At 74.8% G+C, this 13,576-nt stretch carries 12 protein-coding genes; 5 read left to right on the plus strand and 7 right to left on the minus strand.

Translation table 11 applies throughout. The annotated features are described in order from the left end of the window. Positions 1-28: 28 nt before the first annotated feature. The 6 genes from GCU56_RS12785 to GCU56_RS12810 form a co-directional block, all read right to left on the minus strand. Complete coding sequence (locus tag GCU56_RS12785) at positions 29-1,294, minus strand: AAA family ATPase (protein WP_440588744.1); 1,266 nt, start codon at positions 1,292-1,294, stop codon at positions 29-31. 307 nt (positions 1,295-1,601) lie between these two features. Beyond that, positions 1,602-2,996 carry a C40 family peptidase gene (locus GCU56_RS25205; protein ID WP_345771814.1) on the minus strand — a complete coding sequence of 465 codons (1,395 nt, stop codon included), beginning with the start codon at positions 2,994-2,996 and terminating at the stop codon, positions 1,602-1,604. Positions 2,997-3,264: 268 nt separating this feature from the next. Beyond that, entirely contained in the window at positions 3,265-4,800 is a 1,536-nt protein-coding gene (locus GCU56_RS12795; RefSeq protein ID WP_163482123.1) for an AMP-binding protein, read from the minus strand. A gap of 107 nt (positions 4,801-4,907) precedes the next feature. Further along, entirely contained in the window at positions 4,908-5,330 is a 423-nt protein-coding gene (locus GCU56_RS12800) for a DUF1772 domain-containing protein (RefSeq protein WP_163482124.1), read from the minus strand. Further along, positions 5,327-5,704 carry a hypothetical protein gene (locus tag GCU56_RS12805; RefSeq protein WP_345771815.1) on the minus strand — a complete coding sequence of 126 codons (378 nt, stop codon included), beginning with the start codon at positions 5,702-5,704 and terminating at the stop codon, positions 5,327-5,329. The genes GCU56_RS12800 and GCU56_RS12805 overlap by 4 nt, the downstream gene beginning before the upstream one ends. Continuing rightward, positions 5,701-6,456 carry a Sir2 family NAD-dependent protein deacetylase gene (locus GCU56_RS12810; protein ID WP_163482125.1) on the minus strand — a complete coding sequence of 252 codons (756 nt, stop codon included), beginning with the start codon at positions 6,454-6,456 and terminating at the stop codon, positions 5,701-5,703. The genes GCU56_RS12805 and GCU56_RS12810 overlap by 4 nt, the downstream gene beginning before the upstream one ends. Before the next feature lie 168 nt (positions 6,457-6,624). Here GCU56_RS12810 and GCU56_RS12815 point away from each other — a divergent pair, with 168 nt between their 5' ends. From GCU56_RS12815 to GCU56_RS12825, 3 genes are read left to right on the plus strand one after another with little or no spacing between them, the layout of a single operon-like run. Next, complete coding sequence (locus tag GCU56_RS12815) at positions 6,625-9,456, plus strand: aconitate hydratase AcnA (protein WP_163482126.1); 2,832 nt, start codon at positions 6,625-6,627, stop codon at positions 9,454-9,456. Next, entirely contained in the window at positions 9,456-10,217 is a 762-nt protein-coding gene (locus tag GCU56_RS12820; RefSeq protein ID WP_163482127.1) for an SDR family oxidoreductase, read from the plus strand. The genes GCU56_RS12815 and GCU56_RS12820 overlap by 1 nt, the downstream gene beginning before the upstream one ends. Then, on the plus strand, positions 10,214-10,993 hold the full coding sequence (locus GCU56_RS12825; protein WP_345771816.1) for a sirohydrochlorin chelatase: 780 nt from the start codon (positions 10,214-10,216) through the stop codon (positions 10,991-10,993). Before GCU56_RS12820 ends, GCU56_RS12825 begins: the two co-directional genes overlap by 4 nt. On the opposite strand, the gene GCU56_RS12830 is transcribed toward GCU56_RS12825, so the two are convergent. Continuing rightward, positions 10,936-11,553, minus strand: coding sequence for a TetR/AcrR family transcriptional regulator (locus tag GCU56_RS12830; RefSeq protein ID WP_163482128.1), 618 nt, complete (start codon positions 11,551-11,553; stop codon positions 10,936-10,938). The two genes, GCU56_RS12825 and GCU56_RS12830, sit on opposite strands and share 58 nt — an antisense overlap. Positions 11,554-11,657: 104 nt before the next feature. Here GCU56_RS12830 and GCU56_RS12835 point away from each other — a divergent pair, with 104 nt between their 5' ends. Beyond that, the gene (locus tag GCU56_RS12835) at positions 11,658-12,668 is read left to right on the plus strand and encodes a hypothetical protein (protein WP_163482129.1); all 1,011 of its coding nucleotides are present in this window, start codon (positions 11,658-11,660) and stop codon (positions 12,666-12,668) included. Positions 12,669-12,766: 98 nt separating this feature from the next. Next, positions 12,767-13,492, plus strand: coding sequence for a hypothetical protein (locus tag GCU56_RS12840; RefSeq protein ID WP_163482130.1), 726 nt, complete (start codon positions 12,767-12,769; stop codon positions 13,490-13,492). The last annotated feature ends 84 nt before the right edge of the window (positions 13,493-13,576 follow it).

Here is a 13,576-nt window from a genome sequence, read left to right on the forward strand (position 1 = left end):
GCAGTACCGGCGGCGCGGCGGCGGAGGATCACGCCGACGAGGCCCCGTGGGCGTACCCGTTGCCGGTGGCACCCGGCTGACCCTGGGGCGACTGCGGGCCCTGCGCCTGCTGGCCCTGCGGCGACGGGAAGCCCTGCGCCGGCTGCTGTCCCGGCCCGCCTGGCCCGGGCGCACCGAACTGCGGCGGGGCGAACTGGGGGGCGCCCTGCGGCGGGCCGAACGACGGGACGCTGGGACCGCCGGGGACACCGGGGCCGAAGCCCCCGGCCCGCTGGCGCGGCGTGACCTGGGGCAGCGGGACCGTCTGGAGGATGCGCTTGACCACGTGGTCGGCCGGCACGCCGTCGGCGAGGGCGTCGTAGGAGAGCACCAGCCGGTGGCGCAGGACGTCGGCGGTGACGTCGAGGACGTCCTGCGGGAGGACGTAGTCCCGGCCGCGGACCAGCGCCAGCGCCCGGCTGGCGGCGATCAGCCCCAGCGAGGCGCGCGGGCTGGCGCCGTAGGAGACCCACGAGGCGACGTCCTCCATGCCCAGCTCGCGCGGGGCCCGGGTGGCGACGACGAGCCGGACGACGTAGTCGACCAGCGCGTGGTGCACGAAGACCTGCGAGGCGGTCCGCTGCATGCGGAGCAGGTCGTCGGGGCCGAGGACGGTCTCGGCGACCGGAGGGGTCGACCCCATCCGGTAGATGATCTCCCGCTCCTCCTCGGGGCTGGGGTAGTCGACCAGCACCTTCATGAGGAAGCGGTCCCGCTGGGCCTCGGGCAGCGGGTACACGCCCTCGGACTCGATCGGGTTCTGCGTGGCCAGGACGAGGAAGGGCTCGGGCAGCGGGTGCGTGACCCCGCCGATGGAGACCTGGCGCTCGGCCATGACCTCCAGCAGCGCCGACTGCACCTTGGCCGGCGCCCGGTTGATCTCGTCGGTGAGCACGAAGTTGGCGAAGACCGGGCCGAGCTCGGTGTCGAAGGCGTCCTGGCCGGCCTTGTAGATGCGCGTGCCGATGATGTCGGCCGGCACCAGGTCGGGGGTGAACTGCAGGCGGGCGAACCTGCCGCCGACGACGGTGGCCAGCGTCTCGACGGCGAGGGTCTTGGCGACGCCGGGCACACCCTCGAGCAGTACGTGCCCGCGGGCGAGCAGGGACACCAGCATCCGCTCCACGAGCCGGTCCTGGCCCACGATGACCCGCTTGATCTCGAACAGCACCCGCTCGAGCTGGGCCGCGTCGACCGACGGCGGCACCGGCGCGCCGGCGGTCTTCTCGAGGGGGGTGCTGGCAGCGGTGCTCACGGGGCTCCCTGATCGGACCGGTCCGCGGCCTCCGCGAGGCCGGCGCAGGGACGGAGTACCCGTCCCTGCGCCAGTGTCCTACACGTTCCTGGACGGGGGCTGTGGCCGCCGCCGGGCGCGCCCGCGGCCGAGCCCCACCGCACCGGGCGCTCGCGCGGCGTGCCCACACCACTGCCCGCAACCGGAGGCGGCTGCTAGCCTCGGCGGTGCGTCGGGCAGCTCCCCCCGTGGCTGCCCGACGCCTTTCCTGTCCGCTCTTCGGCGCCCGCCCCGAGCGTGCGCGGGGTCGGGACGACGGCGTCCTCGCTCAGCCGGTCGGCCGGACGGCTCCGAAGTAGTCGCTGCCGAACCACATCGACGAGATCTTGACGACGTCGTTGCTCTGCGGCGCCTGGACCACCTGGCCGTTCCCGATGTAGAGCGCGACGTGGTAGATCGACGTGTAGGCCGATCCCGACGCCCAGAACACCAGGTCGCCGGCCTGCAGGTCCGACGCGGCCACCGTCGAGCCGCGGAAGCGCCACCACTGGTCCCGGCTGGTGCCACCGATCGCGATGCCGGCCTGCGCGTACGCGTACTGGGTGAGCCCGGAGCAGTCGAAGCCGAAGATGGTCGTGTCCGGCGGGATGCCGTAGGTCGGCCCGTTGCTGTCGCCACCGCCCCAGCTGTAGGGCAGGCCGCGCTGCGACTTCGCCGCCGAGATGGCGACGTCGACCGCCGAGCGTGAGGGCGCGCCGGCCGTCGTTCCGCCACCGCCCGACGACGAGGAGCCACCGCCCGACGACGATGAGCCGCCACCCGACGACGCACCGCCGGACGACGAGCCGCCGCCGGCCGACGAGCCACCGCCCGAGGACGAGCCGCCGGACGACGAGCTCCGCGAGGGAGCCGGGGCCGGCGGGCGGGCGCGGGCGGCCTCGGCCGCCGCGGCGGCGGCCGCGGCTGCGGCCCGCGCGCCCTCGGCGCCGTAGAGGGTCTCCTGGGCGGCGGCGAGCTCGGCCTCCCACGTCTGCCGCTGCTCGGCCAGTACCGCGGCCTGCGCGCGGGCGGCCATCTCCTGCTGCTGCGCGGCGGCCAGCGAGCCGGCGGCCTCGGCCCGGGCCCGGTCGGCCTCGGCGACCGCCTCGCGGGCGGCCGCCTCGGCCGCCACCGCCTGACCCTCCAGGACCGTCAGCTGGGCCAGCACGTCGACCCGGTGGTCGCCGGCCGCGTCGAGCAGGGCGGCCCGCTCCACCAGCTGGGCGGGGCCCTCGGCACTCATGAGCGCGGCGGCGCCGGGAGCGGTGCTGCCCTGCATGTAGCTCGACCGCGCGAACGCGGCGACCTGTGCCCGACCGCGGGCGAGGTCGGCCGCCGCCTGGGCCGCCGCCGCGGCGGCGGCGTCGGCGCCGGCCTGCGCCGCCTCCTGGGCCGCCCGCCGCTCCTCGTACTCCTGCAACGCGATCTGGGCGTTCTGGTGGGCCGCGTCGGCCGAGGCCTGGGCGCGGGCGAGCTCGGCGCTGACCGCGCCCACCTGGGCGGCAGCGGCGTCCCGGGCGGCCTGCGCCTCGGCAACCGCTGCGTCGCCGGGCGCCGCGCCGGCCGTGCCGGGGACGAGCCCGACCACCACGAGCGCGGTGAGCCCCGCGCCGAGGGTCCGGGAGATCCAGCGGATCCCCCGGTTCCCGGGATGGGATCCCCCGCTGTGCGTACGCCTGTCCACCGAGCCGACCTCTCCCCGGCGCGCCATGACGCCCCGAGGGGACGTCGCCGCGCGACCTGACACCGACGGTCACCCCGGAGGGCGACCCACTGGTGCGGGGATCGACGGGATCGGACGGAGGGTTGAGCAGCCCCTCCCCCGGACGGGTGAGGAGTCAGGCGCCGCTGGAGCGACCCGCCGCGAGCGTGCGAGGGGTGGGGAGGAGTCAGGCCCCGCTGCAGGGACCCGCCGCGAGCTCGCGAGCGGTGAGGGGCAGCGGGGTCCTCCTTCAGTTCACCTGGCGCTCGGCGTCGGTCCAGAACGCCTCGCGGAGCTTGAACTTCTGGATCTTGCCGGTGGCGGTACGGGCCAGCTCGTCCCGGAACTCCACCCGCTTGGGGATCTTGTACCCGGCGATCCGGCCACGGCAGTGGGCCACGATCTCCTCCGCCGTCGCCTGCTGCCCCTCGGCGAGGACGACGATCGCGGTCACCATCTCCCCCCACTTGTCGTCGGGGACGCCGATGACCGCCACCTCCGCGACCGCCGGGTGGCTGAAAACGGCGTCCTCCACCTCGATCGAGGAGACGTTCTCACCGCCGGTGATGATCACGTCCTTCTTGCGGTCGGAGATGGTCAGGTAGCCGCCGTCGTCGAGGGTGCCGCCGTCGCCGGTGTGGAACCAGCCGCCCTCGAGGGCCTCCCCCGAGGCGTCCGGGTTCTCCCAGTAGCCGGCGAGCACGGTGTTGCCCTGCGCGAGCACCTCGCCGCTGTCGCTGACCGCCAGCCGGGTGCCCAGCGCCGGGACGCCGGCCCGGGACAGCCGCTTGGCCCGCTCCTCGGGCTCGAGCTCGTCGTACTCCGCGCGCGGGCGGTTGATGGTCAGCAGCGGGGCGGTCTCGGTGAGGCCGTAGATCTGGTTGAACTCCCAGCCGAGCTCGGCCTCCACACGGGCGATGGTGCGCGAGGGCGGCGGGGCCCCGGCCACGATGATCCGCACCCGGTCGCGCCCGGGGACCTCGCCGTCCCACTCGGCGGCGGCGTCCAGGACGGCGTTCCACACCGCGGGCGCACCGGCCATCACCGTGACGCCGTGCTGCTCGACCCGGCGGAGGATCTCCGCCCCGTCGACCTTGCGCAGCACCACCTGCCGGGCACCCAGGCCGGCCATCGAGTAGGGCAGGCCCCAGCCGTTGCAGTGGAACATCGGCAGCGTGTGCAGGTAGACGTCGCGGTCGCTGACCTGCATGTGCATCGCGAAGGTGACCGCGTTGACCCACTCGTTGCGGTGGGTCATCTGCACGCCCTTGGGCCGCGCGGTCGTCCCGCTGGTGTAGTTGATCGTCGCCGTGGCGTCCTCGTCGGGCTCGGCCCACGGCACCGGCTCGGTGTCGGGGCGGAGCAGCTGCTCGTACTCCTCCCCGGTGCTGAACCGGTGGTCGGCCTGCACGCCCTTGAGCGAGGTCTCCAGCTCCGGGTCGACGAGCAGCACCTTGGCGCCGCAGTGGCCGACGATGTAGCCGACCTCCTCCGGCGAGAGCCGGAAGTTGATCGGCACGGCGACCCGCCCCGACGACGGGACGGCGAGCAGGCACTCCAGCAGCCGGCCCGCGTTGTGGCTGACGATCGCCACCCGCTCGCCCTGCCCGACGCCGAGCGCGTCGAGGCCGGCCTGCAGCGCGCGTCCACGGCGGGCCACCTCGCGGTAGGTGAGGTCGCCGAGCGAGGGCGCCGGCTGGTCGGGCTCGTCGACGATGCCGACCCGGTCGCCGTAGACGAGTTCGGCCCGGTCGAGGAAGTCACGGGTGGTCAGGGGCACGCGCATGCCGACTCCCGAGGGGTGCGGGGCCGGCTGCTCCGGCCGCTCGTCGTGGTCCCCGTCACGCTAGCCGCCGGTGCCGCTCCCGTGCGCCCCGACTCGGCCCGGCCGTCTCAGCCGAGCAGCGCCCACAGCGCGGCAGCGGTGCCGGCCGTGGCCGCCACCGCCCGAACGGTGTCGACCTGCAGCAGCCGCCGGTGTGCGGCGGAGTCCCACGCGCGGTCCAGCCGGCGGTGCAGCGGAACGGCGCCCAGCCCGGTGAACCCGAGGACGACGGCCAGGCAGGCTGCGCCGGCCACCACGGCGGGCAGCGGCGTCCCCGCCGGCCGGTCGGCGAGCAGCCACGGCGTCGTGACGCACTGACCGGCGAACAGCGGACCCACCACCCGGGAGATCCGCTGCTGGTGGCGGCGCTCGTAGGCCGGGAAGGCGGCCGGCGGGACCTGCGCGAACTGCGGGTAGACCAGCGCCCGCACCGTCCACTGGAAACCCGCGTAGGCCGCGGTCAGGGCCAGGTGCACCGCCAGCAGCGTCACGTCCGCAACCGGCTCGGGTCGGCCTCCCCGCAGGGTCCCGCCGCGGGCGGGCGAGTGGTGGGGGGCAGGGAGGTCCTCCTACCGCGCCAGGCCAGGCTCCGGGCGTCGAGCTCGCGCAGCACCGGGTCGCCGTCGGCGAGCACCCGCTCGGCCAGCGCGACCGCGGTGGCCAGCTGCTCGTCCTCCGGCTGCGCCGAGGCCGGCGAGCGGCGCCGGTCCAGGACGTCGTACCACCGTCCGCCGACGGCGTGGTCGAGCAGGATCCGGCCGGAGCAGTGGTCCCCGGTGACCACCCAGCGGCCCGCGCGGGCCCGACGCGGCAGCTCGTCGTCCACCAGCCGGCGGTAGCGGGCGGACAGCTGGTCCCGCGTCACCGCGCCAGCAGCCGGGGCAGCGCGACGCCGATGGGCTCGCGGACGACGAGGTCGGCGACGTCGTCGTAGGGCGTGGGCTCGGCGTTGACGACGACGACCCGCGCCCCGGCCTGCGCGGCGACGTCGGTCAGTCCCGCGGCCGGGTGCACGGTGAGCGAGGTACCGACCGCCAGGAAGACGTCGCAGTCGGCCGCCGCCTGCGCCGCCGCCTCGACCACCGCGGCGTCCAGCGCCTGACCGAAGCTGATCGTCGCCGACTTGAGGATGCCGCCGCAGACCCGGCAGGCCGGATCGGGCTCGCCCGCGTCGACACGGGCCATGGCCTCGGCCATCGACGTCCGGTCGCGGCAGCCGAGGCACTCGACCTCGTGCACGGTGCCGTGCAGCTCGAGGACCAGCGCCGGTGACGACCCGGCCGCCTGGTGCAGCCCGTCGATGTTCTGGGTGAGCAGCGCGCGCAGCCGGCCCTCCCGCTCCAGGTCCACCAGCGCCGCGTGGCCGGCGTTGGGCGCGATGTCGCCGACCTGCAGGTCGCGGCGCATCAGCCAGGCCCGGCGGCGGATGTCGGGGTCGGCCACGTAGTAGGACAGCGTCACGAGCTTCTCGGCGTCCGGGTCGCGGGTCCAGACGCCGTTGGGCCCCCGGTAGTCGGGGATGCCGCTGTCGGTGGAGATGCCCGCCCCGGTGAGCACGGTGATCGCGCGCGCGGCGGTCAGCCACTCGGGCAGGGGCTCGGGGACGGCGCCGGTCACGGCTCCACCGTAGGCAGCCGCCGTCCGCGAGCGCCGGGTGACGAAGCCCACCGGGTGAGGCAAGGGGTGCCTCACCCGATGCGCTCCGGGCCGAACTGGGATGATCGGGGTCGGACAGCAGCGCGACGTACCAGCCGCGACGAACCAGCGAGGGGTAGGCGCAGAAACGTGGCAGCCAGCAAGGACACCTTCGGAGCCCGGTCGACGCTCACCGTCGACGGCACCGACTACGACATCTACCGACTCGACGCGGTGGAGGGCTCCGAGAAGCTGCCCTTCAGCCTGAAGGTCCTCCTCGAGAACCTGCTGCGCACCGAGGACGGCGCGGACATCACCGCCGACCACATCCGTGCGCTGGCGAACTGGGACCCCTCGGCCGAGCCCGACCAGGAGATCCAGTTCACGCCGGCCCGCGTGGTCATGCAGGACTTCACCGGCGTCCCCTGCATCGTCGACCTCGCCACCATGCGCGAGGCCATGGCCGAGCTCGGCGGCGACCCGCAGAAGATCAACCCGCTCGCCCCGGCCGAGCTGGTCATCGACCACTCGGTGATCGCCGACGTCTTCGGCACCGAGGACTCGTTCCAGCGCAACGTCGAGATCGAGTACGAGCGCAACGGCGAGCGCTACCAGTTCCTGCGCTGGGGCCAGGGCGCCTTCAGCGACTTCAAGGTCGTGCCCCCGGGCACCGGCATCGTGCACCAGGTCAACATCGAGCACCTGGCCCGCGTGGTCTTCCCGCGCCAGGACGGTGACCGCGTCGTGGCCTACCCCGACACCTGCGTGGGCACCGACAGCCACACCACGATGGTCAACGGCCTGGGCGTGCTCGGCTGGGGCGTCGGCGGCATCGAGGCCGAGGCCGCGATGCTCGGCCAGCCGGTGTCGATGCTCATCCCCCGCGTCGTGGGCTTCAAGCTCTTCGGCCAACTGCCGGACGGCGCCACCGCCACCGACCTGGTCCTGACGATCACCGAGATGCTCCGCGAGCACGGCGTCGTCGGGAAGTTCGTCGAGTTCTACGGCGAGGGCGTCTCCGCGGTGCCGCTGGCCAACCGCGCCACGATCGGCAACATGAGCCCGGAGTTCGGCTCCACCGCGGCGATGTTCCCCATCGACGAGGAGACGATCACCTACCTGGAGCTCACCGGCCGTTCGGCCGAGCAGGTCGCGCTCGTCGAGGCGTACGCCAAGGAGCAGGGCCTCTGGCACGACGCCTCCCGCGAGCCGGCGTTCTCCGAGTACCTGGAGCTCGACCTCGGCAGCGTCGTCCCGTCCATCGCCGGCCCGAAGCGCCCGCAGGACCGCGTCGCGATCACCGAGGCGAAGCAGGCGTTCCGCGAGGCGCTGCCCACCTACGCGCCCGACGGCGACAGCGAGCCCGACGACGCAGCGGACGAGGGCTCCAGCGTCGACGAGTCCGTCGAGGAGACCTTCCCGGCCTCCGACCCGGCCAGCCCCTTCGCGCACGGCAACGGCGAGGCGGGCAAGCCGCACGATGCGGTCACCGGCAGCGGGGACGGCGGGCGTCGCGCCTCCAAGCCGACCCGCGTGGTCATGGAGGACGGCACGGAGACCGAGATCGACCACGGCCACGTCGTCATCGCCGCGATCACCTCCTGCACCAACACCTCGAACCCGCAGGTGATGATCGGTGCGGCGCTGCTGGCGAAGAACGCCGTCGAGCGCGGGCTGACCAGCAAGCCGTGGGTCAAGACGACGCTGGCCCCCGGGTCCAAGGTGGTCATGGACTACTACGAGAAGGCCGAGCTCACCCCGTACCTGGAGAAGCTCGGTTTCTACCTGGTCGGGTACGGCTGCACGACCTGCATCGGCAACTCCGGCCCGCTCCCCGAGCCGGTGTCGAACGCGGTGAACGAGGCCGACCTCGCCGTCGTCTCGGTGCTCTCGGGCAATCGCAACTTCGAGGGCCGGATCAACCCCGACGTCAAGATGAACTACCTGGCGTCGCCGCCGCTGGTCATCGCCTACGCGCTCGCCGGGTCGATGGACGTCGACCTGAACAACGAGCCGCTCGGCCAGGACACCGACGGCAACGACGTCTTCCTGCGCGACATCTGGCCCTCGCCCCAGGAGGTCCAGCGGGTCATCGACCACGCCGTCTCCGCGGAGCAGTTCGGCCGCAGCTACGAGGACGTGTTCGCCGGCACCGAGCAGTGGCAGAACCTGCCCACGCCCACCGGGGACACCTTCGAGTGGGACGCCGAGAGCACCTACGTCCGGAAGCCCCCCTACTTCGACGGGATGGCGGCCGAGCCGTCCGCCGTCGAGGACATCACCGGCGCCCGCACACTGGCGGTGCTCGGCGACTCGGTGACCACCGACCACATCTCGCCGGCCGGCTCCATCAAGGCCGACAGCCCCGCGGGCCGGTACCTGCGCGAGCACGGTGTGGACCGTCGGGACTTCAACTCCTACGGCTCCCGGCGCGGGAACCACGAGGTCATGATCCGCGGCACCTTCGCCAACATCCGGCTGCGCAACCAGCTGGTGCCCGGTACCGAGGGTGGCGTCACCAAGAACCACCTGACCGGCGAGACGACGACGATCTACGACGCCTCCCGCGCCTACATCGACGCCGGCATCCCGCTGGTCGTGCTGGCCGGCAAGGAGTACGGCTCCGGGTCCTCCCGCGACTGGGCGGCGAAGGGGACGGCACTGCTCGGGGTCAAGGCCGTCATCGCCGAGAGCTACGAGCGCATCCACCGCTCGAACCTCATCGGCATGGGCGTGCTGCCGCTGCAGTACCCCGAGGGCCAGAACCGCGAGTCGCTCGGCCTGACCGGAGACGAGGAGTTCGCGATCACCGGCATCACCGCGCTGAACGACGGCTCGGTGCCGCGGACGGTGAAGGTGCGGGCCGGGGACGTCGAGTTCGACGCCCGCGTGCGCATCGACACCCCCGGTGAGGCGAACTACTACCGCAACGGCGGGATCATGCAGTACGTCCTGCGGTCGCTGCGGGGCTCGGCCGCCTGATGGACCTGGGCCTGGGCGGTCGCGGATACCTGGTCACCGGCGCGAGCCGAGGGCTGGGGTTCGCGACCGCCCGCGCACTGGTCGACGACGGGGCGCAGGTGCTCGTCAGCTCGCGGTCCCCGGAGTCCGTGGACGACGCCGTCGCGTCGCTGGGCGGAGCGCCCGGGGCACACGGCGAGGCCGCGGACCTGGCCGACCCGGACGCCGCCGAGCGCCTGGTCGCCGCGGCGCTGGAGCGACTGGACCGGGTGGACGGCGCACTGGTCTCCGTCGGCGGCCCCACCCCGGGCAGCGTGCTGGACACGTCCGAGGACGCCTGGCGGACCGGCGTCGAGAGCGTGCTCCTCGGCCCGCTCCGGCTGGTCAAGGCCCTCGTCCCACACCTGGGCGACGGTGCGGCGATCGGCTTCGTCCTCTCCACCTCCGTGCGCCAGCCCCTGGAGGGGCTCGCGGTCTCCAACGGCCTGCGCCCGGGCCTGGCGATGACCGCCAAGGGACTGGCCGACGAACTCGGGCCGCGCGGCATCCGGGTCGTCGGGCTGATGCCCGGGCCGTTCGCGACCGACCGGACCGTCGAGATCGACTCGCGGAAGCCCGATCCGCAGGCCGCCCGGCGCGCGACCGAGGCGACGGTGCCGCTGCGCCGCTACGGCCGGCCGGAGGAGTTCGGCCGGGTGGCGGCGTTCCTGCTCTCCCCGGCCGCCAGCTTCGTGACCGGGACCATGATCGCCGTCGACGGGGGGCGGATCCGGACGCCGTGAGGACGGACCCCCTCGCCCCCGTCGAGGGACCACGTGGCGGGCCCCTGCGAGGGAGCCCGGTCCTCGTCGCCTGCGCGCACGGCACCCGCAATCCCACCGGTCGCCGGCTGATCGCCGAGCTGGCGCTCGCCGCTCGGACCGTGCGACCGGGTCTCGTGACGACCGCCGCGTTCGTCGACGTCCAGCCGCCGACGGTGGTGAACGTCGTGGCCGGGCTGTCGGCTGCCGGGCAGTCCGCCGTCGTCGTCCCGCTGCTGCTGTCCGGCGGGTACCACGTGCACGTGGACATCGCCTCGGCCGTGGCCGGCACCGACACCGCGGTCGCCGCCCGGCCGCTGGGTCCCGACCCGCGGCTGGCCGAGGTGCTCGCCGACCGGCTGCGGCAGGCCGGCGCCGATCCCCGTGACCCGCTGACCGCCGTCGTGCTCGCCGCCGCGGGGTCCAGCGATCCGCGTGCGGTGGCCGACGTCGAGGACACCGCGGACCTCCTGCAGCGCTCGTGGGCCGGACCGGTCACCACGGGATACGGCTCGGCGGCCCGGCCGGCCGTGCCCGACGCGGTGGCTGCCGCCCGCCGGGGCGGTGCGGAGCGGGTCGTCGTCGCCAGCTACCTCCTGGCCCCCGGCCACTTCCACGACAAGCTGGCCGGAGCCGGTGCCGACGCCGTCACCGCACCCCTGCTCCCCGACGAGCGGATCGCCGCCGTGCTGCTGGACCGCTACGACGCCGTGGCCGGCGGGGGGCCGGCCAGCAGCACGCGCACCGCCGCGCCGTAGTCGGGCGCCGGCACGTCACCGAGCAGCAGCCGCTGCAGCAGGAACCCCAGCACCAGCGACAGCATGGCCGCGGAGAGCTCGTGCGGGTCGGCGTCCCGCGGCAGCCGCCCCGCGGCCTGAGCCCGGACGGCCGCCTCGCGCAGGTAGCTCCGGATCGTCCCGTAGGCACCCTGGACCACGTCGTACACAGCCGGGTTGCGCAGCGCCTCTGCCCACGCCTGGACGGCGACGCGGGTCGGGTCCACCGGAGCGCGGCCGGCGACGTCGGCCACCAGGTCGACCGCCGTGGCGACCGCCTCCGCCGGGTCGGGGTCGTCCTGCTCGGCCAGCCACCGGTCGAACCCGGCCACCGCCCGGCCGAGGACCCGGTCGACGATGGCCCGGATCAGGTCGTCCTTGCTGGTGAAGTAGCGGTACACGGCGCCCGCGGACAGCCCGGACTCGGCGATGACGTCGGCCATCCCGGTGGCCTGGAAACCGTTGGCGGCGAAGCGGACGATCGCCGCGTCGATGATCTGGTCGCGACGGGCGGTCAGGTGCTCGGCGGAGACACGTGGCATGCGGGGACTATAAAACGAACATCCGTTCTTGACGGCGCGAGCGCGGCGGAGCATGCTCCTCCCTGAGGAGAACGGTCGTTCGTTTTCGACATCTGGAGGCAGTCGTGTCCACGTCCCCGAGCGGCACCGGCCGCAGGATGCCCGCCCTGATCGCGCTGTTCGCCGTCGTGCTGACGGTGCTGCTGACCGCCTTCGCGTGGCCGGCGGTGCGCTCCCAGCCCCGGGACCTCCCCGTCGCCGTCGCCGGTCCTCCCGCGGCCACGGCGGCGCTCACGGAGTCCCTGGAGGTCGGTCGAGCCGGCGCCCTGGACGTCCGCGCCGTGCCGGACGAGGCCGCCGCGGTGGACGCCATCCACTCCCGGGAGGTCTACGGCGCGGTCGTCGTGGCGCCGGGCGCACCGCCGCGGGTGCTCGTCGCCTCCGCCGCGAGCCCGGTGGTGGCACAGGCGCTGCAGCAGGTCGCCGCCGGGCTGGGAGCGGCCGCAGGTGCGGACGTCCCCGTCGAGGACGTCGTCCCCGCGCCGGCGTCGGATCCGCGCGGCGCCGGCCTGGCCGCGGGGGCGCTCCCCCTCGCCGTCGGCGGCATCCTCACCGCGGCCCTGACCTCCCGCCTGCTCCCCCGCCTGCGGCAGCGGGTCCTGGCGGCGGCCGGCATGGCGGTCGCGGGCGGCATGGTGACCGCGACGGTCCTGGGCACCTGGCTGGGGTCGCTCTCCGGCGGCTGGTGGGCGGTCAGCGGGGTGGTCGCCCTCGGCATCGCGGCCACGGCGCTGGTGCTGCTGGGACTCGAGGCGCTCGCCGGTCCGGCCGGCCTGGGCGTCGGCGCGGCGACCGTCGTGCTGCTGGGGAACCCGCTCTCGGGCATCGCCACGGCGCCGGAGCTGCTCCCCGCCGGCTGGGGCACCCTGGGCCAGCTGCTGCCGCCGGGGGCGACCGGCTCGCTGCTGCGGTCGGTGTCATGGTTCGACGGCGCCGGTGCGGGGCGGCCGGTACTGGTCCTCACCTGCTGGGTCGCCGCCGGTGCCCTGCTGTGCGTGGCGGCGGCGACCCGGCGCCGTCACACCCCGGCCCCGGCCCCGGCCCCGGCCGAGCACGGTGCCGCCGTCCCGGCCTGACCTGCCTCCTCGGATCCGCCGGCGCCGGTGCGCCGGCGGATCGCGGGGCGTGCCCGGACCGGTTGTCCGGCGTCTCCCGGCGGACGACGCTGCTGGTCATGGGCACCGACGCGGTCTTCTTCGCCCGTCCGGAGGGTCCGGCCAGCCCGCTGGGACTCGCTCCCCGCCTCGCCGGCTGGATGGCGACCGGCCACCCCGACCAGACGCACGTCCGGGCGTTCCTCGTCCATGCCGGGCAGCTCCTCGGTCGACGGCCGCCGGACGCCGCCGGCCCCCTCGCACTGCGACTGGACGTCGGGCTGCCCGACGACGTCCGGCTGCTCGACCAGTACGCCCTCGGCCGCTACCTGGGCCCGCTGGTGGAGTGGCTGGGCGCGAACGGCGGGTGGGACTTCGCCAGTGCGTGGGCCACCAAGGGGGTCGCTGACGACACGATCCTGCGGATCGGCGCGACCGAGCCGGACGCCGAGCCGGCCGGCGACCGGCGGTTCACCGTTCGGACGACGACCGCGGCGGGTTCCCCGGAGTTCACCGAGCAGGTCCGGGCGGGGCTGGACGGGGAGCCGCCGTTGCCCGGTGGGGCGGTGTCCCTGCAGCTGTCGTTCGCCGTGCCCCGCGGCTGCCACTGGGCCGGCCTCTGGCAGCCGACCCTCGACGGGCTGGTGCCACTCCTGGGGGCCGCCGCCGACGACCGGCCCGAGGACGCCGTCGACGGCCGGGTCGTCGAGCTCGGACTGCACCGGCAGGAGCGCGACTCCCCCGGTGCCGAGGTCACGGTCACCGGCGTCGCCCGGCGGCTGCCGGAGCGCCCGACCGCGCACTGACCGTCCCCCTACCCCCAGTTGCGGGGCCGCCCCCACCCCCCGAGGACGGCTGGGACCGGCTCCCCGTCTCCAGCAGGGTGGACC

Origin of the sequence: Geodermatophilus sabuli (assembly GCF_010686765.1) — a bacterium.
Lineage (GTDB): Bacteria > Actinomycetota > Actinomycetes > Mycobacteriales > Geodermatophilaceae > Geodermatophilus > Geodermatophilus sabuli_A.

Excerpts from the sequence above, each read along its gene's own strand:
- GCU56_RS12820 (WP_163482127.1), top strand. The coding sequence starts at position 9,456 with ATGGACCTGGGCCTGGGCGGTCGCGGATACCTGGTCACCGGCGCGAGC.
- GCU56_RS12795 (WP_163482123.1), bottom strand. The coding sequence starts at position 4,800 with ATGCGCGTGCCCCTGACCACCCGTGACTTCCTCGACCGGGCCGAACTC.
- GCU56_RS12830 (WP_163482128.1), bottom strand. The coding sequence starts at position 11,553 with ATGCCACGTGTCTCCGCCGAGCACCTGACCGCCCGTCGCGACCAGATC.
- GCU56_RS12840 (WP_163482130.1), top strand. The coding sequence starts at position 12,767 with ATGGGCACCGACGCGGTCTTCTTCGCCCGTCCGGAGGGTCCGGCCAGC.